The organism is Streptosporangium sandarakinum, from assembly GCF_013409935.1.
GTDB classification, from domain to species: Bacteria; Actinomycetota; Actinomycetes; order Streptosporangiales; family Streptosporangiaceae; genus Streptosporangium; species Streptosporangium nondiastaticum.
This window is the reverse complement of record NZ_JACCCO010000001.1, coordinates 3,136,286-3,158,846: the sequence shown is the minus strand read 5'-3', so window position 1 is coordinate 3,158,846 and position 22,561 is coordinate 3,136,286. Positions and strand designations below refer to the sequence as shown.

Annotated in this window: 20 protein-coding genes and 1 tRNA gene; 12 read left to right on the top strand and 9 right to left on the bottom strand. The window is 72.2% G+C overall.

All coding sequences use genetic code 11. The annotated features are described in order from the left end of the window. Nucleotides 1-45 precede the first annotated feature (45 nt). The 3 genes from HDA43_RS14155 (at nucleotide 46) to HDA43_RS14145 (ending at nucleotide 4,637) form a co-directional block, all read left to right on the top strand. The gene (locus HDA43_RS14155) at nucleotides 46-1,341 is read left to right on the top strand and encodes a hypothetical protein (RefSeq protein ID WP_218911723.1); all 1,296 of its coding nucleotides are present in this window, start codon (nucleotides 46-48) and stop codon (nucleotides 1,339-1,341) included. Nucleotides 1,342-1,353: 12 nt separating this feature from the next. Continuing rightward, complete coding sequence (locus HDA43_RS14150) at nucleotides 1,354-3,486, top strand: tetratricopeptide repeat protein (protein WP_179820746.1); 2,133 nt, start codon at nucleotides 1,354-1,356, stop codon at nucleotides 3,484-3,486. 80 nt (nucleotides 3,487-3,566) lie between these two features. Beyond that, nucleotides 3,567-4,637, top strand: coding sequence for an oxidoreductase (locus tag HDA43_RS14145; protein WP_179820744.1), 1,071 nt, complete (start codon nucleotides 3,567-3,569; stop codon nucleotides 4,635-4,637). A 169-nt stretch (nucleotides 4,638-4,806) separates the two neighbouring features. Here HDA43_RS14145 and aspS read toward each other — a convergent pair whose 3' ends face one another. The 3 genes from aspS to HDA43_RS14130 all read right to left on the bottom strand — a co-directional run bounded on the left by aspS (nucleotide 4,807) and on the right by HDA43_RS14130 (nucleotide 8,794). After that, a complete protein-coding gene (gene aspS / locus HDA43_RS14140) occupies nucleotides 4,807-6,093 on the bottom strand; it encodes an aspartate--tRNA(Asn) ligase (RefSeq protein WP_179820741.1) in 1,287 nt (428 codons plus the stop codon). Between the two features lie 273 nt (nucleotides 6,094-6,366). Further along, nucleotides 6,367-7,860 (bottom strand): MFS transporter, encoded by a 1,494-nt coding sequence (locus HDA43_RS14135; RefSeq protein WP_179820739.1) that lies wholly within the window; start codon nucleotides 7,858-7,860, stop codon nucleotides 6,367-6,369. Between the two features lie 154 nt (nucleotides 7,861-8,014). Further along, nucleotides 8,015-8,794: an acetate uptake transporter family protein gene (locus HDA43_RS14130; RefSeq protein ID WP_179820736.1), complete on the bottom strand. Its 780-nt coding sequence runs from the start codon at nucleotides 8,792-8,794 to the stop codon at nucleotides 8,015-8,017. Nucleotides 8,795-9,232: 438 nt separating this feature from the next. Between HDA43_RS14130 and HDA43_RS14125 the strand changes: the two genes are divergently transcribed. Next, the gene (locus HDA43_RS14125) at nucleotides 9,233-10,423 is read left to right on the top strand and encodes a DMT family transporter (protein ID WP_446697290.1); all 1,191 of its coding nucleotides are present in this window, start codon (nucleotides 9,233-9,235) and stop codon (nucleotides 10,421-10,423) included. 317 nt (nucleotides 10,424-10,740) lie between these two features. Here HDA43_RS14125 and HDA43_RS14120 read toward each other — a convergent pair. Continuing rightward, nucleotides 10,741-10,814, bottom strand: a tRNA-Pro gene (locus HDA43_RS14120). A 33-nt stretch (nucleotides 10,815-10,847) separates the two neighbouring features. Beyond that, nucleotides 10,848-11,771, bottom strand: coding sequence for a metallophosphoesterase (locus tag HDA43_RS14115; protein ID WP_179820730.1), 924 nt, complete (start codon nucleotides 11,769-11,771; stop codon nucleotides 10,848-10,850). Between the two features lie 80 nt (nucleotides 11,772-11,851). Here HDA43_RS14115 and HDA43_RS14110 point away from each other — a divergent pair, with 80 nt between their 5' ends. Further along, entirely contained in the window at nucleotides 11,852-12,307 is a 456-nt protein-coding gene (locus HDA43_RS14110; protein WP_179820728.1) for a GatB/YqeY domain-containing protein, read from the top strand. Between the two features lie 167 nt (nucleotides 12,308-12,474). Here HDA43_RS14110 and HDA43_RS14105 read toward each other — a convergent pair whose 3' ends face one another. Further along, on the bottom strand, nucleotides 12,475-14,763 hold the full coding sequence (locus HDA43_RS14105) for a transglycosylase domain-containing protein (protein WP_179820726.1): 2,289 nt from the start codon (nucleotides 14,761-14,763) through the stop codon (nucleotides 12,475-12,477). A 287-nt stretch (nucleotides 14,764-15,050) separates the two neighbouring features. Between HDA43_RS14105 and HDA43_RS14100 the strand changes: the two genes are divergently transcribed. Next, on the top strand, nucleotides 15,051-15,347 hold the full coding sequence (locus HDA43_RS14100; protein WP_179820724.1) for a WhiB family transcriptional regulator: 297 nt from the start codon (nucleotides 15,051-15,053) through the stop codon (nucleotides 15,345-15,347). Nucleotides 15,348-15,530: 183 nt separating this feature from the next. Here the strand turns inward: HDA43_RS14100 and bagB are convergent, their stop codons facing one another. Together bagB and bagA are read right to left on the bottom strand one after the other, a co-directional pair. Further along, the gene (gene bagB, locus HDA43_RS14095; RefSeq protein WP_179820722.1) at nucleotides 15,531-16,679 is read right to left on the bottom strand and encodes an ATPase BagB; all 1,149 of its coding nucleotides are present in this window, start codon (nucleotides 16,677-16,679) and stop codon (nucleotides 15,531-15,533) included. Beyond that, nucleotides 16,676-17,680 carry an ATPase BagA gene (gene bagA, locus HDA43_RS14090; RefSeq protein ID WP_179820719.1) on the bottom strand — a complete coding sequence of 335 codons (1,005 nt, stop codon included), beginning with the start codon at nucleotides 17,678-17,680 and terminating at the stop codon, nucleotides 16,676-16,678. The genes bagB and bagA overlap by 4 nt, the downstream gene beginning before the upstream one ends. 142 nt (nucleotides 17,681-17,822) lie before the next feature. On the opposite strand from bagA, the gene sp36 reads away from it, so the two are divergent. From sp36 to HDA43_RS14070, 4 genes are all read left to right on the top strand, one after another. Beyond that, entirely contained in the window at nucleotides 17,823-17,978 is a 156-nt protein-coding gene (gene sp36, locus HDA43_RS14085; RefSeq protein WP_179820716.1) for a Sp36 family protein, read from the top strand. Continuing rightward, entirely contained in the window at nucleotides 17,975-18,433 is a 459-nt protein-coding gene (locus tag HDA43_RS14080; protein WP_179820713.1) for a RidA family protein, read from the top strand. Before sp36 ends, HDA43_RS14080 begins: the two co-directional genes overlap by 4 nt. 131 nt (nucleotides 18,434-18,564) lie before the next feature. Continuing rightward, nucleotides 18,565-19,491: an NUDIX hydrolase gene (locus HDA43_RS14075; protein WP_179820711.1), complete on the top strand. Its 927-nt coding sequence runs from the start codon at nucleotides 18,565-18,567 to the stop codon at nucleotides 19,489-19,491. Continuing rightward, nucleotides 19,488-20,276, top strand: a complete 789-nt coding sequence (locus HDA43_RS14070) for an MBL fold metallo-hydrolase (protein WP_179820708.1) — start codon at nucleotides 19,488-19,490, stop codon at nucleotides 20,274-20,276. Before HDA43_RS14075 ends, HDA43_RS14070 begins: the two co-directional genes overlap by 4 nt. A 42-nt stretch (nucleotides 20,277-20,318) precedes the next feature. Here the strand turns inward: HDA43_RS14070 and HDA43_RS14065 are convergent, their stop codons facing one another. After that, the gene (locus tag HDA43_RS14065; RefSeq protein ID WP_179820706.1) at nucleotides 20,319-20,999 is read right to left on the bottom strand and encodes a Crp/Fnr family transcriptional regulator; all 681 of its coding nucleotides are present in this window, start codon (nucleotides 20,997-20,999) and stop codon (nucleotides 20,319-20,321) included. Between the two features lie 87 nt (nucleotides 21,000-21,086). Here HDA43_RS14065 and nth point away from each other — a divergent pair, with 87 nt between their 5' ends. Both nth and HDA43_RS14055 read left to right on the top strand, forming a co-directional pair. Next, nucleotides 21,087-21,806 (top strand): endonuclease III, encoded by a 720-nt coding sequence (gene nth, locus HDA43_RS14060; RefSeq protein ID WP_312873243.1) that lies wholly within the window; start codon nucleotides 21,087-21,089, stop codon nucleotides 21,804-21,806. A 74-nt stretch (nucleotides 21,807-21,880) separates the two neighbouring features. Beyond that, complete coding sequence (locus HDA43_RS14055; protein WP_179820703.1) at nucleotides 21,881-22,522, top strand: NUDIX hydrolase; 642 nt, start codon at nucleotides 21,881-21,883, stop codon at nucleotides 22,520-22,522. The last annotated feature ends 39 nt before the right edge of the window (nucleotides 22,523-22,561 follow it).

Below are 22,561 nucleotides of genomic sequence, written 5' to 3'. Positions count from 1 at the left end.
CCTCGCACACCACCCTCACGCGACGCCACCTGGGAGGGCTGCCCGTTGACCGACGCAGAGGCCGTGACCGGCGGCCCGGCGACCCGTTACGACCCCGACCGGCCGCTCCCGCTGCACCACCTGGTCTACCTGGAGGACGGCGAGGAGGTGACGGTCGGCAGACCGGACACCGACTCCTACGCGATCTTCCCGGCGGACGGCGCCGAACTGCTGCGCAGGCTCCAGGAGGGACTTCCGCCGCGCGAGGCGGCCGCCTGGTACGCCGAGCGCTACCACGAGGACCCCGACATCGACGACCTGGTCGCGGCGCTCGGCGAGCTCGGATTCGTCCGCGAGGCCGGCGAGACCGGCGAGGCCGGCGAGGCCCGTGAACCCGGCGCGGTCGACGATCCCGGCGCGCCGTACACCGCGGACCGGCCGGTTCGCTGGCGGCGGCTCGGCGCGGCCCTCTTCTCCGTCCCCGCCTGGACCTGCTACGCGGCCGTCGTCGGATGGGCGCTGGTCGCGATGGCGCGCCGGCCCGACCTGGTGCCGAGCTACCGCAACGTCTTCTTCACCGACTACTACACCGTCATCCAGGCGGCGCTGTTCGTCGTGGCCATCCCGCAGCTGCTGCTGCACGAGAGTTTCCACGCGCTCGCCGGGCGGCGGCTGGGCCTGCGCTCCAGCCTGCGGATCTCCCGCAGGTTCTACTTCGTCGTGCTGGAGACGTCGCTGGACGGGCTGGTCGCGGTGCCCCGGCGGAAACGGTACCTGCCGATCGTGGCCGGGATGCTGGCGGACGTGGTCGTGATGGCGGCCCTGACGATCGCGGCCGACCTCACCAGGCAGCCGGGGGGCGCGCTCTCCTTCGCCGGGAGGTTCTGCCTGGCGTTCGCGTTCGCCGTACTGCTCCGCATCCTCTGGCAGTTCTCCCTGTACCTCCGCACCGACCTCTACGTCCTCGTCTCCACCGCGCTCGGCTGCGTCGACCTGCACACCACGGCCCGGCAGATGCTGGCCAACCGGGTGAACCGGCTGCTCGGCCGGCGCGACCGGCTCGTCGAGGAGTCCGACTGGCACCCCACGGACCGGCGCGTCGCCCGGTGGTACTCCTGGCTGATCGTCGCCGGCTACACGGTGAGCCTGACCACGTTCCTCGTCGCGGTCGCCCCGATCGTCTACCAGATGTTCACCGGGATCCTCGGCCGGTTCACCGGCCACGGCGCGTCCTGGCCGGAGCTGCTGGACTCGCTCGTCTTCTGCGGATTCATCCTCGCGCAGCTCGTCGTTCTCGCCTGGGTGGCGGCCCGGGAGCGATACCGCGACCGGAGACAGCGGCTCGAACACGTCATCACCTGAAAGGGACGCACCATGGGTAACCACCACTGGATCCGGGCCGCCCGGCGCCGCGACCGCGACCTGCTGCGGGAAGGACTCGACCTGCCGCCGGTGCTGATGGTGCTCGACGCCCACCGGCGGCTGCGCGGGCCGTACACGGCGGCCGGCACGCTGATGCGGGCGATCGCGCCGGAGGCGCTGGAGCGCTGGCCCGAGCTGGGGCCCGCGCACAACATCGAGATCCTGACCAGCACCCCGGAGCTGGCCCGCCTGGTGCCGCCCGCGTGGACCTCGCTGGAGTGGCAGGCCGGCAAGGGGGAGCGCACCCGCTTCTACTCCCGGCTGCACACCCTGAACATCTCCAACGGCCTGGCCGAGCTGCTGCGCGACCACCTGGCGGCACTCGGCGGAGGGCCCCGCACCCTCGTCTTCGAGAACGTGCACCACGCCGACCCGACCGACCAGGAGCTCGTCGCCGTGCTGCTGCGCCGCGGCGACCTGGACGGGCTGACCGTCGTCGTCGGCACCGGGCCCGAGCCGGTCCCCGACCCGCCGGGCGAGGTCACGATCTCACTGGCGCGCGTCCTCGCGCGCCACGCCGTACCGGTGGACGCTCCCGCCACCGCCCTGACCTCCGCCGCTCCGGACGCCGGGGCCGTGGACGCGCCGGCCGCCGCGCGCGCCTACGTCGAGGGCGACTGCACCGACGACGACCCGCTGCTGCTCGCCGCCTACGAGGCGCTGCCCGCCGCCGAGCGTGCGCGGCTGCACGACGAGCGGGCGGCGGCGCTGGCCGGCCGGGGCGAGTTCTCCCTGTCGCTGGGCGCGATCCCGTACCACGCCGAGCACGGCACCGACCCGTCCGGCGCCGGGCTGGCCGCCCTGCGCCTGGCGATGGACCACTGCCGGGGCATCGGCCTCTACCAGGCCGCCGCCGACCTGGGACTGCGCGGCAGGGCGCTGGTGGACCGGTCGACGCAGGAGGAGCTGTGGTGGCACTTCACCAACGCCACCAGCACCACGCTCGCCTCCCTCGGCCGGGCCGACGAGGCGATGACCATCTACGACGAGGCGCGGGCCGTCAGCACCGACCCCATCGTCCACATGGAGCTGGCCTACAGCACCGCCATGCTGTACGCCCGGCACTACCCCGAGCCGCGGCGCGACTACCAGCGGGCGCGGATATGGATGAACATGTCCATCGCGATCGCCTCCCTGGTGGAGGACCCGAAGAAGCGGGCCTTCCACTCGGTCTTCGGCCACAACGGGCTCGCGCTGGTCGAGGTGCGCCAGAAGCGGGCGGACGAGGCGCTGCGGATGCTGGAGGACGGCATGGCCCGGCTGGACCGGGAGCTGGAACCCGGCGAGCACGCCCTGCACCGCGCGGTGCTGCGCTACAACCGCGCGCAGGTCCTCGGCATGATGGGCAGGCTGGAGGAGTCGCTGAGCGACTACCTCGCGGTCGTCGAGCTCGACCCCGACTTCCCCGAGCACCACTTCAACGTCGGCAACATCCTGCGGCGCCTCGGCCGCGACGAGGAGGCCATCGCCGCCTACGAGCGCGCGCTGCGCCTGTCGCCGCCGTTCCCCGAGGCGTACTACAACCTCGGCGACGCCCGCCTCGAACTCGGCGACGTGCGCGGGGCGCTGGCCGACTTCGGCTACACCCTCGAACTCGACCCCGCCCACCTCGACGCCCGGGTGAACCGCGCCGGGCTGCTGTGCGACCTGGGGGAGACCGACGCCGCCTGGCGGGACGTCACCGAGGGGCTGGAGCTCGCGCCGGACAACGCCCACCTGCTGTGCCTGAAGGGCCGGCTGCTCGCCGAGCGGGACGACCCCGACGCGGCCCGCGAGGCGCTGTCGGCCGCGATCGGCCGCGACGAGCGGCTCGCCGAGGCGTGGGCGCTGCGCGGCGAACTCGCCTACGCGGCCGGGGACCTCGCCGGAGCCGCCCACGACCTGGACCGGGCGGTCGAGCTGGGCGGCACGCCCGAGATGCGGTTCAACCGGGCCGTCGTCCACCAGGAGTCGGGCCGCTACGCCGAGGCCGCCGCCGACTACGAGATCGTGCTGGCCGCGACCGGCGACGAGGACAGCCGGGAACGGCTGGGCGCCTGCCGGGCGGCGCTGGGCGAGCCCGCCGCGGCCGACGTGCCGGCCTGAGCCGACGTGCCGACGCGCCGGCCCGGGAACGACCCACGGCCGGCGTGGGCCCCGAGAACGACCCGCGGAAGGGACGCGCCATGCCAGACCTGTTCGAGCCCGCGCGGCTGGGACGGCTCCGCCTGCCCAACCGGCTGGTGATGTCACCGATGACCCGCAGCCGCGCCGACCACCGCGGGGTGCCCGCGGCGGAGACGGCCGTGTACTACGCGCAGCGGGCCACCGCGGGACTGATCGTCTCCGAGGGCGCCCAGCCGAGCCAGGCCGGACAGGGTCACCCGGGGACCCCGGGCCTGCACACCGCCGAGCAGGTCAGGGCGTGGCGGGCGGTGACCGACGCGGTGCACGCGGCCGGCGGCCGGATCTTCGCCCAGCTCATGCACGCCGGCCGCATCGGCCACGAGAGCGTCAACGGGCTGCGGCCCGTGGCGCCGTCGCCGGTACGGGCCGCCGGGCGGATCTTCACCCTCGGCGGGCACCGGGACCTGCCCGTCCCCCGGGAGCTGAGCACCGCCGAGACGCGGGCGACGATCGGCGACTTCGCCCGCGCCGCCCGGCTGGCCCTCGACGCCGGATTCGACGGGGTCGAGCTGCACGGCGGCAACGGCTACCTGATCCACCAGTTCCTCGCCTCGGGCACCAACCACCGCGGCGACGTCTACGGGCGCGACCGCCTCCGCTTCGCCGTCGAACTCGCCGCGGCCGTGGCGGAGGCGGTCGGCGGAGACCGGGTGGGGCTGCGCGTCACCCCGGGCGACCCGCACAACGACATCGCCGAGGACGACCTCGAACTGGTCTACCCGGCGCTGGCCGCCGCCCTCGCCCCGCTCGGCCTGGCGTATTTCCACCTCGCGGGCGTCGCGGCGGGCACGCCGCTCGCCGCCCGGATCCGGGCTGCCTGGCCCGGCGCCCTGGTGGTGGCGCCGCGGTCGGGGGGCGAGTTCCCCGACGACGGCGGCCGGGCCGCCGCCGAGGGATGGCTCGCCGCCGGGGCCGACCTCATCGCCTTCGGCCGGGCCTTCCTCGCCAATCCCGACCTGGTGGAACGGCTGCGCACCGGCGCGCCGCTGAACCGCCCCGATCCCGCGACCTACTACGGCGGCGGCGGGCACGGCTACACCGACTACTCCTTCGCCTCAGCCCGCGGCTGACCCTGCCGCGGCGCCCACTCCGCGGCCGGCCGTACGGCAGGGAACGCCACCGGCGACCTCGAACCGCCACCACCCCGTCGTCCTGACCGGGCCGTACGGTTCCGGCCGTGGACCGAGCGGACCGCGTGGACCGGCCGGCCCGCGGGGCGCGGGTCGGCCGGTCACGACGTCACGGGTTGAGGCGGTGCAGGTCGCGCGGGAAGAGGGTGGTCTGGCGGACGTTGGCGGCGCCCGTCAGGCGGGAGGTCCAGCGTTCCAGGCCGATGGCGAAGCCGCCGTGCGGCGGCATGCCGTGCGCGAAGGCCGCGAGGTACCCCTCGTACGCCGCCGGGTCCTCGCCCCGGGCGGCGAGCGCGGCCAGGTAGTCGGCGTGCAGGTGCAGCCGCTGGCCGCCCGTCACCAGCTCCAGCCCCCGGAAGAGCAGGTCGAAGCTGCGTGAGCGCTCCGGCACGGCCGGGTCGGGGTGGGTGTAGAAGGGCCGCTTGACCATCGGGTAGCCCGTGACGAACAGGAACTCCGAGCCGTGCTCGCGCAGCGCCCACTCGCCGAGCCACCGCTCGTGCGCGGGGGCCAGGTCGGGTTCGCCGCGCGGGTCCTCCTCGGTGTGCCGGGCGAGGAGCTCCTGCGCCTCGGCGAAGTCGATCGCCGGGATCTCCTCCGGGACCTTCGGCACCTCGATCCCCAGCAGGGCGACGGCGGCCCCGGCGCGTTCGGCGACGGCCGCGTGCATGCCGCCGAGCGCGCGGGTGAGCACCGCCATGACGTCGCGGTGGTCGCGGACGAAGCCCAGTTCGGCGTCCAGGCTCGTGTACTGCGCCAGGTGCCGGGCGGTGTCGTGCGGCTCGGCCCGGAAGACCGGCCCGACCTCGTAGACCCGCTCGAACACCCCGACCAGGGCCTGCTTGAAGAACTGCGGGGACTGGGCCAGGAAGGCGGGCCGGCCGAAGTAGTCGATGCCGAAGACGTTGGCGCCCGACTCCGTGGCCGAGGCCACGATCTTCGGGGTCGACGTCTCGACGAACCCGAGCCCGTCCAGGGTGGCCCGGAATCCGGCGACCCCGGCGGCGGCGATCTCGAACGGCGCCCGCAGCCGAGGGTGCCGCAGCGCCACCGGCGCGTGGTCGAGGACCGTGGGCAGCGTGCCGGAGACGACGGGCCGGTACAGGTCGAAGGGAGGCGGCTCGACCGGCGCGGAGAGCACGTCGATCACCGGGTCGGCCAGCTCGGCCCCGCCGGGGGCCTGCGGGCTGGCGGCGACGGTCCCGGTGACCTCGACGACGGTCTCCTCGGCCAGGTGGACCGGCTCGCGCAGCACGACCTGGGCGAGGCCGGAACGGTCCCTGACCACCAGGAACGACACGGATTTCAGCTCGCGGCGGCGGTGCAGCCAGCTGGCGATCCGTACGGTGCGGCCGACGTGCGCGGGCAGGTCGGCGGCGAGGATACAAGAGATCATCACACTCCTTGTGGAATATGAGCGGATCCCTTGGGAGTGCGGGGGAGAAGGGTGCTCCCGGTGCCACCGCACTTTCGCCGCCGCCTGGGCGGCGGCCTCATCGCGGCCCGATCACGGGGGCCGGCCGGCGGGGCATTGGGCGGGATCGCCGTTCCTCCCCGCACTCGGGAGGGTCTTCACCCCGGGGCGCGGGACCGCCTTCGCAGCTACCGGCGGCTCTCTGACCCGCGTGATCCCGGGACTACTCGTCTCCGTCATCGCGTTGCGCCCAGTCTAACCCGTACGCGTGCGCGCCTCCGAGGCCATGGCGGTCGCGACGTCCCGGGGGTAGGTTCGTCCCGCGGTGAAGAGGATGAGTCCGTTGGCGACCAGCGGGACCAGCATGATGAGGAAGGTGTACTTCAGGCCATCGGCCCGGCCCGCGCCACCGCCGAGCGCATCGGTCACCGCGCCGAACAGCACGGGGGCGCTCGCCTCGGAGCTCATGCGCAGGAACGTGCGGACGCTTTCCGCGCGTCCCCAGAGCCGGAAATGCATCACATCCAGGCGGGCGGCGTCCAGAGGGGGGTTCGTCGCGGCCAGGCAGAACGCCGCCGCCGTGTACAGGGGGATCGCCATCGCCACGGTCGTGGTCGTTATCGCGGGAAGGAACAGCGCGGCCGAGACGATGTAGGCGGCCGCGGGCATGCGCACCCGGCCGCTGAGATGGCCGCGTTCCGTCAGCCGGTCGGACAGCGGCCCCGCGCTCAGCACGCCGGCGAGGGCGCCGATGCCGATGATCGGGATCAGCCCGCTCACCGCGACCCTGCTCAGTCCGTAGTGCCGGGTGACGAACTCGACGGTGAAGGTGCGCAGGCCCGAGAAGAAGAAGTAGCCGACGGCGGAGGCGACGATCATGATCCGGTTGGTGGGGACACGCAGGACGTAGACCACCGCCTGCCGCAGGGACATGCGGGCGGGATCGTGCTTGAGGATCAGCGCGGTCTGGGGTTCGATCGCCCGCCGCCGGATCGTCTCGTAGACCAGGTCGTTCCGCTGGGGAGGCTCCTCGCCCGCCGTCCCCGCCTCGCCGCCGTCGTGCTCTCGGCGCTCGTGCCGCTCCCCGGCCGTGCGCGTCCGGCTTCCACCACCGCGCTCCGGTTCGGGAAGCCGGCGCGCCACCACGTAGAGCAGCCCGAGCCCGATGAGCGCGAGAACCCAGAGGGAGGTGCGCCAGGACGTCCAGGAAGCCAGATCGCCGAGCACGATCAAGCCGAGGCCCGAGCCCAGCATCTCCCCGGCGAGGATGAAACCGTACATGCGTCCTCGCTCGGAGAGCGGGAAGTAGTCTCCGACCAGGGAGGCCAGCGTCGGTCCGGTGGTCGCGGTGACGGCCCCCATGGCCATCCGGGAGAACAACAGCACCTGGAAGGAGTCGGCCAGGGCGCTGATCGCCATGGCCATGCTCCACAGCAGGATGCTCCCGGCCAGCAGCCGGACGCGGTTCACCCGGTCGGTCAGCCAGCCCACCGGGATCGCCGCCAGTGCGCTGGCTCCGGACGAGACCGCGACCAGGGCTCCGATCCCCGTGTCGTCAATGCCGAGGTCCCGTCTGAGGTCCGGAGCGACTGCGCCGATGGTGCCCTTGTCCGCCGCGTCCAGGGCGAGCACGCAGGCCAGGATGGCGATCACCTGAAGCCGGGCGGAACCTCCCACCTGGGCCGCGAGCCGCCCTAGCAGTTGCCGCATCCGCCGGGAGGCGGTGTTGCGCGTAGAGCTACCAGTCATTCATCCTGGCGCTTCCTGCCCTGCGCGTAAGGGATGCCCGGGGACGCAGCCCCGAGATCCCCGGTCAGGTCCGGCCGGCCGTCCCTCGGCACGGCATCGGCCGGCCCTCCGGGAAGGAACGTGGTCCGCCCTCGGCGCTGCGCTCAGGTGGAGTTCACTGCCCGATCTTCACACCCGGCTGCCCATGGACGTATTCCAGCGGCCGGATGGCCCGCCTCCCGGGGATGTCGGCCTCGTGGCTGTACCTGCCGGTCGGCAGTATCATCCGGCCGAAGCTGGACTCGCACATCAGCGCGGTGGCCGTGTAGAGGGCGATGCAGGCACCCGCGACGAACAGCCAGCCGCCGACGATGACCGCCCATGACGAGCCGGCGAAGAATCCGGCGGCGTTGAAACCCGCTCCCGCGGCCAGGACCGTCAGCAGCAGGCCCAGGACGAGGTTCTCCGCGAACGCCGCGATCGCCGTCAGCCCGGTGATCAGGCACAGCACCAGGAACCAGAACCCGAAGCCGGGGTTGCCGATCCCGATGATCGGCACGAGCGCGGTGGGAAAGGCGCCCAGGGCGACGAGGGTGAACAGCAGGCCGAACGCCAGCCAGAACGTCCCCCACAGCCCGTGCACCGCCGTCGCCAGGCCGTCGCGCGCCCGGTAGGACCACATCCCGGCCAGGAGTTGCGCGAGGCCGCCGAAGGCCATCACGAACGGGAAGATGATGAGCGGCGTGGCCGCGGTGCCGTACCATCGGGCCAGCCAGGCCCCGACGATCAGCGTCGCGCCGGCGAGCCCGAACAGCCCGAGGATGGACGGCGCGGCGATGGGTTGCAGGAAGACTCGGGTTCTGCCCTCCCATTCGGCGCGGTCGTCCGCGGATGACCGCGGTGCCGGGGGGCTGGTGGAGCCGCCGTACGAATAGGGGCCTCTTGGTCCGGACATGGCGTTCTCCTTCCGAACGGGTTTACTGTTCCTCTACCCTCTGACCTCGGAAATACATTTTCACTCGCCCCGTTTCGGATCATATATTCCTGAAACGGGAACCATGCCTCGGCGGCGAAGGCAAGCGTTTGGGAAAATCATGAGATATGTCAAACTCCGGTATCACTGTCTTTTGGAGAATTTCAGGCCGTTGGCCGACGTCGCATGCCGATGCCGCGGCTGACCCCGTTCTGTGGACGGCGCAGATCTGTTCGAGAGGTGATCGAGGCGTTCGCGGCGCGCCGCCGGGCCGGGACCTGTCGAACCTGCTGAGACGCCGAGCTGCGTTCGGTGTCCGTGCTGAGGTCTCGGTTTCGTCGGCTTCGGGATCCGCCGGCGGCCGGTCGATCCACACCCGGGACGGCAACGGAGGCGGACTCGGCCGCGGAACCGCCCGGGATGGGCCAGGGTGCGGCGTGGCCCGGGATCTGCCGAGGGTCGCGCATGAACGGCCCGTGCCGAGCGTTTCCTCCATCGCGGGGAAACGCTCATCGAGCACCCGGTTCACTTCTCGCCGGAGTCGGTGCTGTTTCCTCGTCTGCTGAGCCGGGGAGGTCGCTCCAAGATGAGCTACCCGCAGATAGCGCCGCGCTCCCGGGCGAATGGGTAAATACCTCACTGGGTTCATGTGGCGGATCCGAGGAGGGGAGCGATGCGGGACTGGCAGGGAGGCGCCTGGCAGAGGTCAGTCCTGTGATCGTCACCGTGCTGCTGGGGCTGGCGGCCGCGTGCCTGCTCGGGCTGGGATTCGTGGCCCAGCAGCACGCGGCCTACACCGAGCCGCTGGGGGAGATGCTGCATCTGCACCTGCTGCTGGACCTGGTCCGCAAACCGCTGTGGCTGTGCGGTGTCGCCACGATGGTAGGCGGCCAGGTGCTCGGCGCGCTGGCCCTGCGGCGTGCCGACGTCGCCCAGGTCGAGCCGCTCCTGGCGACCAACCTCATCTTCGCCCTGGCCGTGGCGGCGGCCGTGTACCGGGAGCGCCTGGGCCGATGCGAGTGGCTGGGGGCGGTACTGGTCAGCGGAGGAGTGGCGATGTTCCTGCTGGCCGGCCAGCCGCACGACGGCGGCGTGCCCGGCCCGGTCTCGGTGGTCTGGGTGGCGATACTGGCCACGCTGATGGTGGCGGCCGTGCTGGTGCTGGTGGCGGTACGGGTCACGCTGCCGACCAAGGCCATGCTGCTGGCGGCGTCCGCAGGCATGCTGTACGGGATCCAGGACGTGCTCACCCGAGCCTCACTGGTCACGCTGGAGCAGGCGGGGCGCGGGCCGGGCGCGTTGCTGACGATCTGGCAGCCGTACACGCTGCTCGTGATCGCGGTGCTGGGCATCCTGCTCAACCAGAGCGCCTTCGACGCCGCGCCGCTGCGCATCTCGCTGCCGGCCACCACCGCGGCCGAACCCGTCATCGGGATCATGCTCGGGGTGGTGATCCTCGGCGAGCGCCTGCGCGCCGACCCCCCGGCTCTCGCGGGCGAGGTCGCGGGGCTGATCGCGCTGGTGGCGGGCATCGTCATCCTCGGCCGCTCGCCGTACCTGGCCAAGTCCGAGCAGGGCGCCCAACGGCGTCCGGGAAGGAGGCGGCGATGATCACGGCCCTCTTCGCCCTGCCCCGCGCGGCCGGCGACGCGACGGCGCCGGTTCCGCGGCGGCACGACTCATGGCACCCTGTCGCCCGGGTGATTCAATGAGTAATCGGATGTCACGCGGCAGGTCACCGGCATGCCCGGCCGGTGGTGCGCACGGTCGCGGCCATGTCCGTCACCGAATCGCCGGCCAAGACGGCATTCGATGGTTCCACGCCGAGATGCGTGAGCATTCGCCGTACGAGGTGCGCAGGCGGCTCATGAAATGACGAAAGGCCATCTGTGATTCTCACAGATGGCCTTTGGCCTCGGGAAATAACGTCGGGGTGACAGGATTTGAACCTGCGACCTCTTCGTCCCGAACGAAGCGCGCTACCAAGCTGCGCTACACCCCGGCACACGACGGTCTTGCTCGTGCTTGAGAAAGTCTAGCGGACTTCGCGGGTGCTTGCGCCATTCCGGCGCCGCGGCACCAGGGTCAGCAGGCTCGCCTCGGGGAAGCAGGCGAACCGGGCCGGAGCGTAGGGGCTGGTGCCCAGGCCGGCCGAGACGTGGAGGAACGCCGAGTCGTGGCGGCTCAGGCCCTTGACCCGGGCGCGGTCGATGCCGCAGTTGGTGACCAGCGCGCCGTAGAACGGGACGCAGAGCTGGCCGCCGTGGGTGTGGCCGGCCAGCAGCAGCTGGTAGCCGTCGGCGGCGAAGCGGGTCATGTTGCGCGGCTCGGGGGAGTGCATCACGCCCAGGCGGAGGTCCGCCTCCTCGGGGGCGGGCCCGGCGATCAGGTCGTAGCGGTCGCGGTTGATGTGGGAGTCGTGGATGCCGCCCACGGCCACGTCGAGATCGCCGACCTTGAGACGGGCCGTGGTGTTGTTCATGTCCAGCCAGCCCTCGGCCGACATGGCGGCGCCCAGCTCCTCCCAGGGAAGCGAGGGGATCTTCTGGACGTGGTCGCCCTTGGAGGTGCGCCACAGGTAGCGGGCCGGGTTCTTGGGGCGCGGCGCGTACATGTCGTTGGAGCCGTAGACGAACAGGCCGGGGCGGGTCAGCAGCGGCTCCAGGGCGTGCATGAGCGGGGCGACCGCGTCGGGGTGCGCGATGGAGTCACCGGTGTTGACCACCAGGTCGGGCTGGAGCTCGCCCAGCGAGCGGACCCAGTTGATCAGCATCCGCCTGCCCGGGGTGAGATGCAGGTCGGACAGGTGCAGGATGCGCACCGGACGCCGGCCGGGCGGCAGCACGGGCACGTCGAAACGCCGTAGGCGGAACGCGTTGCGCTCGACGACCGAGGCGTAGGCGAGGCCGGTAAGGCCGACGCCGAGCAGGGACAGGGGCACCGCGGCTGCTTTCCTCACACCCTCATCATGCCCGACACCCGGTGCCCAGGGAGAAACCCTGGATACACCGGGACCGGTGAGACGGCAAGATGGACCGCATGAGCACATTGAAGGACAAGCTGAAGGCCGACCTCACGGCCGCGATGAAGGGCCGCGACGAGGTCCGCACCCGGACCATCCGCATGGCCCTGGCGGCCGTGAACGTCGAGGAGGTGGCCGGCAAGGAGGCGCGCGAGCTCTCCGACGACGAGATCGTCAAGGTGCTGACCAAGGAGGCCAAGAAGCGCCGGGAGGCGGCGGAGGCGTTCAGCGGCGCGGGCCGCGCCGAGCAGGCGCAGGCCGAGCTGGACGAGCAGGCGGTGCTGGAGGAGTACCTCCCCGCCCAGCTCTCCGACGACGAGATCGCCGGGCTGGTGGACGAGGCCATCGCCGAGAGCGGAGCATCCGGGCCCAAGGCGATGGGCCAGGTCATGAAGGTCCTGAACCCCAAGGTCGCCGGGCGGGCCGAGGGCGGCCGGGTGGCGCAGATCGTGCGGGCCCGCCTGAGCGCCTGAGCCCGCTCCCGGTGCTGCGGGAGCGGCCGGCCGACGCCGCCGGACCCGCTTGAGCGCCTGAGTCCGCTCCGGAGACGCCGGGAGCCCTCCCCGCGACGCGGGGAGGGCTCCGGTGGCTCGGTGACCGGTCGTGAAGGACCGGCGGGGGTTACGGAGTCATCCGGGGCTCAGGGGGTGCCGTCGTTGACGACGCCGCCGTTGCCCCGGCCCCGCCCGTGGCCCCGGCCGACCCCGGGCCCGAAGGTGCCGCCGTCGTTGACGACCGTGTTGCCGTCGCCGTCCCCGCCGCCGTGGTCGCCGCCGACGTCACCCGGCTTCCTGGGCGGCGGCTTGGGCGCGCAGTTGCCGGAGCAGCCGCCGAAGCGGTCCATGTCGACCGCGTGGAAGGACGTCGGCTCGACGCCCTTGAGCGCGCCGGGCATGGACAGCTTCCAGATCTTGCCGGAGATGGTGGCGCCGTAGACGTAGCCGTAGTAGCGGCCGCCGATCGTCACGCCCGTCAGGTCGTGGCCGAAGGCGCCGCGCGGGTCGCCGAGGCTGACCGCGGAGGCGAGGTCCGGGGTGAACCCGGCGAACCAGGCGGCGGTGTAGGCGTCGGTGGTGCCGGTCTTGCCCGCCGCCGGCCGGCCGATGCCGCCGATCTCGCTCATCGTGCCCTTGGTGAACACCCCGGACATGATGTGGGTGGCCGCGTCGGCGACCCCCTCGTCGAGGACCTGCTCGCACTTCGGCTTGTACGGCGTGACCTTGCCGGAGCGGTCGCGGACCTCGGTGATGGCCATCGGCTCGCAGTAGGTGCCGCGGGCCGCGATGGTCGCGTAGGCGGCGGACACCGTCACCGGGTCCATCTCGTTGACGCCCAGGGTGAAGGTCTCGACCTCCCGCAGCAGGCCGCCGTCGGACCGCTTGATGCCGAGCTTCTTGGCCATCTCGACGACCTTGCAGAGGCCGACCTTCTCCTCCAGCTTCATGAAGAAGGTGTTCACCGAGCCGAGCGTGCCGGTGGTCAGCGACTTGAAGCCGCCGCCGCCCTCGCTGGAGTTGAAGACCTGGTGGCTGGGCTCGCCGACCGCGTTGCCCTTGCAGTCGCGGAACGCGCTGTGGCTCGGCGCCTGGTAGGTCTTGCCGGTGCTGTTGCCGTCGTTGAGCTTCATCCCCTGGTCAAGCGCGGTGAGCAGGGTGAACGCCTTGAACGTCGAGCCCGCCTGGAAGCCGATGCCACCGCCGTGCTGGGCGTCGGCGGCGAAGTTGATGCTGGTCTCGTTCTTCTTCCTGCTCGTGCCGAACTTCCGGCTGGTGGCCATCGCCCTGATGGCACCGGTGCCCGGGACGACCATCGCCTGCGCGGCGACCGGCTTGTCGCTCGCGTTGACCATCTGCTTGATGGCCTTCTCCGAGGCCTTCTGCGCCTGCGGGTCGAGCGTCGTCTTGATCGTCAGACCGCCGCGCTGGAGCAGCTTCTCGCGCGCCTCGGCGGTCTTGCCGAACGCCTTGTTGCTGCGGATCTCCTCGCGCACGTAGACGCAGAAGAAGGGGTACTTGCTGGTCTCGCAGCCACCCGGGGCCGAGATGTCCTTGAAGCCGAGCTTCTTGGCCTTGGCCTCCGCCGCCTCCTGCGGCGTGATCTTGCCGAGCTCCTGCATCCGCTGCAGGACGATGTTGCGCCGGTCCAGCAGGAGCTTCTGGCGCTTCTTCCAGCTCTTGGAGGACTCGCCCTTGTGCCGGGCCGGGTCGGTGCCGTTGGGGTCCTGTACGGCGCCGGCCAGCGTGGCGGCCTCCCACAGGTCCAGCTTGGCCGCCGGCTTGTCGAAGAACCGCTTGGCCGCCGCCTGGATGCCGTGGGCGCCGGCACCGAAGTAGGAGATGTTGAGGTATTTCTCCAGGATCTCCGACTTGGTGTACTTCTCCTCGACCGCCAGGGCGTAGCGCAGCTCGTTGAGCTTCCGGGAGAGGGTCGGCGCGATCGCGGCCTGCTTCTCCTCGGGGGTCTCGGCGCTGTTGAAGAGCACCTGCTTGACGTACTGCTGGGTGATCGAGGAGCCGCCCTGCGTGGAGCCGCCGCCCGCGTTCCGCACGGCCGCGCGGAGGGTGCCCTCGATGTCGATGGCGCCGTGCTCGTAGAACCGGAAGTCCTCGATCGAGATGATCGCGGTCTTCATGACGTCGGCGATCTCGTCGAGCTTCACCGACTCGCGGTTCTCGTAGTAGAACTGCGCGAACTGCTTGCCGTCGGCGTCCAGCAGGATGGTTCTCTCCGGCAGCGCGGGTTCCTTGAGCTCCTCAGGGCGTAGGTTCAGCTCCTCTGTGACGGAGTTCACGCCGAGCCCCGCCCCGCCGACCGCCGGGAACGCGACTCCGGCCGCCAGAAGACCCGCGGCGGCGCCCGCGGCGACCAGCCGCAGAACCTTCCCGACCGCGCCTATCGCCGATACATGATCTTTGCCCTGAGCTTGCACACGTCAAGAGTACGTCGGACGGATGTCCCAAACGGTAACGGATCGCCAATTCGACTTGACTCGGTCTTGTCTCGAGTCAGGCGGCGGCCGCCTGCCGAGTCAGGTGACTAGTCATTCCCGGCCACGTGGCCGCTGATGACCATGCGGGAAATTGGTCCCGCCGGGGTCTGTCGGCTCGAACGTCTGATTGCGTACGTTCTCTTTCTGCGGCAACTGAATACGGAGGCCCGACGCCCGCGCCCGTCGGCCCCAAGTCACGACTGACCACCTAAGGGGAGTGGGGTCGAATGTGGATCACGGATTGGACCTCCCGTGCGGCCTGTAAGGGTGCGGATCCTGACGCGCTGTTCGTTCAGGGCGCTGCCCAGAACCGGGCGAAGCTGATCTGCCGGGGATGCCCGGTCCGTACCGAGTGCCTCGCCGATGCACTGGACAACCGCATCGAGTTCGGGGTGTGGGGCGGAATGACCGAGCGCGAGCGCCGCGCGTTGCTGCGCCGGCGACCTGACGTCGACTCCTGGCGCGATCTGCTGGAGATGGCCAAGGAGGAGTACGAGCGGACGAACGAGCTGATCGCCGGCTGACGTCCGCCCTGATCCCGTACGGCCGGCGCCTCGGCGCCGGCCGTACTCGCGTGTTCCGGGGAGGGCCGGGAACCCCGGCCCCGTGACACCCTGTGCTCCCCGTCGCCCACCGGGCGGCGGGGAGTCCGCCATGCCGGGCTCCGGACGACCGCCGCGCGGCCGTGCCGGGCTCCCGGCGGTCGCCTACTGCGTGGCCAGGAGCTTGCCGATCTGGCGGAGGCCCTCCAGGTCGTGCACGTCCTCCCACATGGCCGGCACCTCCGCGACGGGCACCGTGGGGTGGGCGGTGACGAAGTGCTCGCGCTCGCGGTGCTCGCGGGCGGCGAGCTGCATCCGTCCGGTGTGCAGCCGGAGCACGGCGGCGGCCAGGTCGTGCCCGCCCCGCGACTCCAGCTCCTCGGCGGCGGCGGCGCTGCGCGCGGCCGACAGGCCCTCCGCGGGCGAGCGGTGCACCCGGTTGATCACGACGCCCGCCAGGGGCATGCGCTCCTCGGCGAGCCGTTCCACGAAGTACGACGCCTCGCGCATCGCGTCGCGCTCCGGCGCGGCCACGACGACGAACGCGGTCCCGGGGGCCTGCAGCAGCCGGTAGGTCTGCTCGGCGCGCGCCCGGAAGCCGCCGAAGACGGCGTCCAGCGCGGAGACGAACGTCTGCAGGTCCTTGAGCACCTGCGCGCCCAGCAGCTTGGTCATGGCTCCGGCGATCAGGCCGAAGCCCGCGTTGAACAGCTTGAACGCGCTCCGCCCGCCCGCCTTGGCGGGGGCGGTCAGCACGCGGATCAGCCGGCCGTCCAGGAAGCGGCCGAGCCGTTCCGGCGCGTCCAGGAAGTCGAGCGCGGACCGGGAGGGCGGGGTGTCCACGATGATGAGGTCCCACTCGCCCGACCGGCGCAGCTGGCCGAGCTTCTCCATCGCCATGTACTCCTGGGTGCCGGAGAAGCTGGACGACAGCGACTGGTAGAAGGGGTTCGTCAGGATCTGCCGGGCCCGCTCCGGGTCGGCGTGGGCCTCGATGATCTCGTCGAAGGTCCGCTTCATGTCGAGCATCATGGCGTGCAGCGTGCCGTCGCCCGTCACGTCCTCGACCGGCCGCGGGACGTTGTCCAGCTCGGTGAGGCCCATCGACTGCGCGAGCCGCCGCGCCGGATCGACGGTGAGCACCACGGCCGCCCGGCCGCGCTCGGCCGCGCGCAGCCCCAGAGCGGCCGCGGTGGTGGTCTTGCCGACGCCGCCGGAGCCGCAGCAGACGATGATCCGGGTGCCCGGGTCATCGATGATCGCGTCGAGGTCGAGGACCGGGACGTCCCGGTGCCCGCCGGATCGCTCGCTCATGCTGCTCCCTGGTTGCGGATCGATTCGGCCAGCTCGTACAGCCCGGCGAGGTCGACCCCGTCGGCCAGCAGCGGCAGCTCGTAGCGGGGGCGGCCGGACGCGTCGAGAGACTCCCGCTCCCGCTGCTCCAGCGCGGTACGGCGGGCGTGCTCGACGATCTCCTCGGCGAGGGCCTCGGCCACCGCGGTGGCGTCGGAGGCGCCGTCGGCGAGCCCCGCGGCCTTGAGGCCGAGCGCCAGCTCGGCCGGGTCGAACCGGCCGCCGGCCGCGGCGTCCAGCACGGAGTCGGGGAGCAGCGACTCCCTGACCATGTTCGTGAAGATCCCGCCGGGCGGGAGCCCGGCGGCGGTCAGCTCGGCGAGCCCGTCGAGGGTCTCCTGGACCGGCATCTCCTCCAGGAGTGTGACGAAGTGCACGGCGGTCTCCGGGGAGGCCACCACGCCGTTCACCAGGTCGGCGTGGTTCTTGATGGGGCCGACCCTGGCCAGGCCCGCCACCTCGTTGGTGACGTTGAGGAAGCGGGTGATCCGCCCGGTCGGGGGCGCGTCGAGCACGACCGCGTCGTAGATCCGCCTGCCGTCCTTGCTCTTGCGGCGGACCGCCTCGGTGGTCTTGCCGGTCACCAGGACGTCGCGGAAGCCGGGGGCGATGGTGGTGGCGAAGTCGACGATGCCCATCTTGGTCAGGGCCTTGCCCGCCCGGCGCATGCCGTAGAACATCTCGAGGTAGTCGAGCATGGCCTCTTCGGGGTCTATGGACAGGGCGTGGACGTCCCCGCCGCCGGGCGCGACGGCGATCCGCCGCTCCTCGTACGGCAGCGGTGGCAGGTCGAAGACCTGCGCGATGCCCTGCCGGCCCTCGACCTCGACCAGCAGGACCTTGCGCCCGCCCGCGGCGAGGGCAAGGGCGAGCGCGGCGGCCACCGTGGTCTTGCCGGTGCCGCCCTTACCGGTGACGACGTGGAGGCGTACGCCGTCCCAATCGGTGTCGCGAGCTCTCACGTCTCGAAGGCTACCCAACCGTCACCTTACGATTCGCCCGGACCGTCCGGCTCCGGGGCCCACCTTGGTGATCCCGCTCACTGGTGTGCCGGAGCGGCGTAGGGCGACCGCCGGCCGGGCCCGCCTCGCTAATGTGTCCCCCATGACGAAATGGGAGTACTCGACGGTGCCACTGCTGGTCCACGCGACCAAGCAGATTCTCGATAACTGGGGCGAAGACGGCTGGGAGCTCGTCCAGGTCGTGCCGGGGCCGAACCCCGAGCAGCTGGTCGCCTACCTGAAGCGGCCCAAGCAGTGACGCCGCGGCAGAGGTTGGACGAGCTGGGCATCGAGCTGCCCGAGGTCGCGGTGCCGCTGGCCTCCTACGTCCCGGCCGTCCGGACGGGTGACCACGTCTACACCTCGGGCCAGCTCCCGATGGTGGACGGCAAGCTCGCGGCGACGGGCAAGGTGGGCGAGAGGCTGACCGCGGAGGAGGCCGCCGGCCTCGCCGGGATCTGCGCGCTGAACGCCCTGGCCGCCGTGGCGGCGGCGGCGGGCGGCGTGGACAACATCGTGCGGATCGTCAAGGTCGTCGGTTTCGTGGCCAGCGCCCCCGACTTCACCGGGCAGCCGCAGGTGATCAACGGCGCGAGCGACCTGCTCGGCAAGGTGTTCGCCGAGACCGGCGGGCACGCCCGCAGCGCGGTGGGCGTGGCGGTCCTCCCGCTGGACGCGCCGGTGGAGGTCGAGCTGATCGCCGAGGTCCGCTGACGGCGGCTCACCGGAGACCGGAGCCGGCCCTGGCCCGGCCCGGTCGCCGGGGCCGCCCGCGATTGTCCGGGGCGGCGGACCTGCCACATGATGGTTCCCGAGACCGACTGTTGTTCTGGTGGAGGATCTGAATGGGTGGGTTCCCGCTTTCCGGCGCGGACGGCGAGCGCGCGCGCGACATCCTGGCCGGCCGGGCGCGGCCCGCTCCGACCCGGGACGCCGCCACGGTGGTCCTCCTGCGCGAGGGCGCCGAGGGTTGCGAGGGCGGCGAGGACGCCGGGAGCGCCGGCGGTCCAGGGGGCGCGGGCGGTCCCGAGGGCGCCGGCGGTCCCGAGAGCGGGGGCGTCGAGGTCTACCTGCTCCGGCGCAAGGCCGCGATGGCCTTCGCGGCGGGCGCCTACGTCTTCCCCGGCGGGTCGGTGGACCCCCGGGACGCCGACCACGCGGTCGCCTGGGCCGGGCCGTCGCCCGCCGAGTGGGGCGAGGTCTTCGGCGTGGACGAGAAGCTCGCCCGCGGCCTGGTGTGCGCCGCGGTGCGCGAGACGTTCGAGGAGTCGGGGGTCCTGCTCGCCGGCTCGTCCGCGGCGTCCGTCGTGGCCGACACCACCGGTGACGACTGGGAGGCCGACCGGCTGGCCCTGATCGACCGGAGCCTGTCGTTCGCCGACTTCCTCGCCGGGCGCGGGCTGGTCCTCCGCTCCGACCTGCTGCGGCCCTGGGCCCACTGGATCACCCCGGTGGTCGAGCCCCGGCGCTTCGACACCCGGTTCTTCGTCGCCGCCCTCCCGGCCGGCCAGCGCACCCGCGACGTCGGCGGCGAGGCCGACCAGGTGACCTGGGCCCGGCCCGCCGACGCGCTCGCCGGTGCCCGGGACGGGCGGATCTTCCTGATGCCCCCGACCTACCGCACGCTCGGCGAGCTCGCCGGGTACGCGACCATGGCCGACGTGCTCGCCGTACGGCGGGAGATCGTCACGCTCATGCCCGAGGTCGCCGAGGTGGACGGGGAGCTGTGCCTGGTACTCGACGGCGAGTACTTCAGGCAGGGCCGCCCGTGAGCGGGCTGCGGATACCCCTGGGCGGACCGGACGGGTCCGGCACGGCCCACACCCTGGCGCTGCTGGCGCCCAACCCCTCCCCGATGACGCTGGACGGCACGAACACGTGGCTGATCGGCCGCGAGGAGGACGTGCTCGTCGTCGACCCCGGGCCGGACGACGAGGCGCACCTCGCCCGGGTCGCCGCCCGCCTGGCCGGGCGCAGGGTGGCGGCGATCCTGCTGACCCACGGCCACGACGACCACAGCGGCGGCGCGCGGAGGTTCGCCGGGCTGGTGGGCGCGCCGGTCAGGGCGCTGGACCCCCGGCACCGCCTCGGCGAGGAGGGACTCGCCGACGGCGACGTGGTCACCGCCGACGGGCTGGAGCTGCACGTCGTGGGCACGCCGGGCCACTCGTTCGACTCGCTGTGCTTCTGGCTGCCCGAGGACCGGGCGATGCTGACCGGCGACACCGTGCTCGGCCGGGGCACCACCGTGATCGCCCCGGACGGAGACCTGGCCGACTACCTGCGGTCGCTGGACCGGCTGCGGGCGACGGCCGAGCGGGTCGGGGCCGAGGTCCTGCTGCCGGGCCACGGTCCGGTGCTGGCCGATCCGATCGGCGCGCTGGACGGCTACGTCGCGCACCGCAGGCGGCGGCTGGACCAGATCCGGGCGGCCCGTGCCCGGGGCGCGGCGACGCCGCGGGAGATCGTCGAGATCGTCTACGCGGACGTCGACCCGTCGCTCTGGCCGGCCGCCGAGATGTCGGTCCGCGCCCAGCTCGACTACCTGGCGGGCTGACCGGGCCGGATACGGGAACGGTCCCAACGGCTCCGGCGGGTTCTAGCGGGAACGGTTGTGCAGGCGCTCCAGGTCGAGGATGACCACGGCCTTGGCCTCGATCCGCAGCCAGCCGCGCTGGGCGAAGTCGGCGAGGGCCTTGTTCACCGTCTCCCGGGAGGCGCCGACGAGCTGGGCCAGCTCCTCCTGGGTGAGGTCGTGGTGGACGCGGATGCCGTCGTCGATCCGCTGGCCGAAGCGGTCGGCCAGGTCGAGCAGCGCCTTGGCGACCCGCCCCGGGACGTCGGTGAAGACCAGGTCGGCCAGCACGTCGTTGGTACGGCGCAGCCGCTGGGCCAGGGCCCGCAGCAGGTGCAGGGCGACCTCGGGACGGCCCGTCAGCCAGGGACGCAGGTCGTCGTGCCCGAGGCCGGCCAGCCGGACGTCGGTCAGGGCGATGGCGGAGGCGGTGCGGGGGCGGGGGTCGAACAGCGACAGCTCGCCGAACATCTCACCCGGGCCCAGCACGCTCAGCAGGTTCTCCCGGCCGTCCGGCGCGGTCCTGGACAGCTTGATCTTGCCTTCGAGCACCACGTAGAGACGGTCGCCCGTCTCGTTCTCACTGAAGAGCGTCTGTCCCTTGGACAGGGTGACCTCGGAGATGCTCGTGCGCAGCGCCGCGGCGCTCTCACGGTCGAGCGCCGCGAACAGAGGTGCCTTGCCCAGCACGTCGTCGGTGTTCACAGTGCCTCCTGTTTCACGGCTCACGCAGTCATTGTGACGTATCCCACCGCGCGGCCCCAAAGGGGGCCGTACGCGTAGGCTGTCGGGGTGGCCCGCAACGTCATCCCCGCTGGTGAGACCCGGCTCGCTCTGGTCCGTCGTGCCCGGCGAATGGACCGGATCCTGGCGGAGACCTACCCCGACGCACACTGTGAACTCGACTTCCGCGACCCGCTCGAACTGCTGGTCGCGACGATCCTGTCCGCGCAGTGTACTGACAAAAGGGTCAATCTAGTCACTCCTACCCTTTTTGTGAAATATAGGACAGCGGAGGACTACGCCGCCGCCGATCGGGCCGAGCTGGAGGAGATGATCCGGTCCACCGGCTTCTTCCGCGCCAAGGCCGCCAGCATCATCGGCATGGCCCAGGCCGTCTGCGAACGCCACGGCGGCGAGGTCCCCCGCAGGCTCGCCGACCTCGTCAAGTTGCCCGGCGTGGGCCGCAAGACCGCGAACGTCGTGCTGGGCAACGCGTACGGCGTGCCCGGCATCACCGTGGACACCCACTTCCAGCGCCTGGTCGGCCGGTTCGGCTGGACCGCGGAGACCGACCCGGTGAAGATCGAGAAAGTCGTGGCGGAGCTGATCCCCAGGCGCGACTGGACGATGATGTCCCACCGCCTGATCTGGCACGGCCGCCGCATGTGCCACGCGCGCAAGCCCGCCTGCGGCGCCTGCCCCCTCGCCACCCTCTGCCCCTCGTACGGCATCGGCCCGATCGACCCCGCCCAGGCCGGAAAGCTGGTGCGACCGGGGCCGTTCTCCTGATCCGCCGGGAAGCCACCGGGACCCGGGAAGCAGCGGGCCGGGCCGAGGTGTTGCAGAAGATCGGAGGTGTACCCGTGGAAGTTCCCGGATGGTTGGAAACCCTCGCCCAGAAAGCCGCCAAGGCGCCCGTTCCCCCGACGCTGCGCCCGCCCGCCTCCGGAGGGCGCGCCGCCGCGGTTCTGCTGCTGTTCGGTGAGGGTCCCCTCGGCCCCGACGTGCTGCTGATCCAGCGCAGCCGGCGCGGGCGTCTGCACGCCGGCCAGCCCGCCTTCCCCGGCGGCGGGGTCGATCCCGTCGACGGCGGCCCGGTCGCCGCCGCGCTGCGCGAGGCGCGGGAGGAGACCGGCCTGGACCCGGCGGGTGTGCACGTGGTCGGCACGATGCCGGAGCTGTACGTCTGGCACAGCCACAACCGGGTGACCCCGGTGCTGGGCTGGTGGCACACCCCGTGCGCGGTCCACGCGGCCTCGCCCGACGAGGTGGAGTCGGTGGAGCGGGTCCCGGTGGCCGAGCTGGTCGACCCGGTCAACCGCCTCAGGCTGCGCCACCCGAGCGGCTACAGCGGCCCGGCGTTCCGGGTGCGCGGGCTGCTGGTGTGGGGCTTCACCGCGGGAGTGCTCGACGGCGTGCTCGCCGGGTCGGGATTCGAGCTGCCCTGGGACCGCTCACGGATCGAGGACATCCCCCCGGACGTCGTCAACCTCGCCGCCCGCTGACCGCCGCCCACCGCCTGGTCGTCACCCACCGCCTGACGG

Excerpts from the sequence above, each read along its gene's own strand:
- HDA43_RS14150 (WP_179820746.1), top strand. The coding sequence starts at position 1,354 with ATGGGTAACCACCACTGGATCCGGGCCGCCCGGCGCCGCGACCGCGAC.
- HDA43_RS14145 (WP_179820744.1), top strand. The coding sequence starts at position 3,567 with ATGCCAGACCTGTTCGAGCCCGCGCGGCTGGGACGGCTCCGCCTGCCC.
- aspS (WP_179820741.1), bottom strand. The coding sequence starts at position 6,093 with ATGATCTCTTGTATCCTCGCCGCCGACCTGCCCGCGCACGTCGGCCGC.
- HDA43_RS14135 (WP_179820739.1), bottom strand. The coding sequence starts at position 7,860 with ATGACTGGTAGCTCTACGCGCAACACCGCCTCCCGGCGGATGCGGCAA.
- HDA43_RS14130 (WP_179820736.1), bottom strand. The coding sequence starts at position 8,794 with ATGTCCGGACCAAGAGGCCCCTATTCGTACGGCGGCTCCACCAGCCCC.
- HDA43_RS14125 (WP_446697290.1), top strand. The coding sequence starts at position 9,233 with ATGGGCCAGGGTGCGGCGTGGCCCGGGATCTGCCGAGGGTCGCGCATG.
- HDA43_RS14110 (WP_179820728.1), top strand. The coding sequence starts at position 11,852 with ATGAGCACATTGAAGGACAAGCTGAAGGCCGACCTCACGGCCGCGATG.
- HDA43_RS14100 (WP_179820724.1), top strand. The coding sequence starts at position 15,051 with ATGTGGATCACGGATTGGACCTCCCGTGCGGCCTGTAAGGGTGCGGAT.
- bagB (WP_179820722.1), bottom strand. The coding sequence starts at position 16,679 with ATGAGCGAGCGATCCGGCGGGCACCGGGACGTCCCGGTCCTCGACCTC.
- sp36 (WP_179820716.1), top strand. The coding sequence starts at position 17,823 with ATGACGAAATGGGAGTACTCGACGGTGCCACTGCTGGTCCACGCGACC.
- HDA43_RS14075 (WP_179820711.1), top strand. The coding sequence starts at position 18,565 with ATGGGTGGGTTCCCGCTTTCCGGCGCGGACGGCGAGCGCGCGCGCGAC.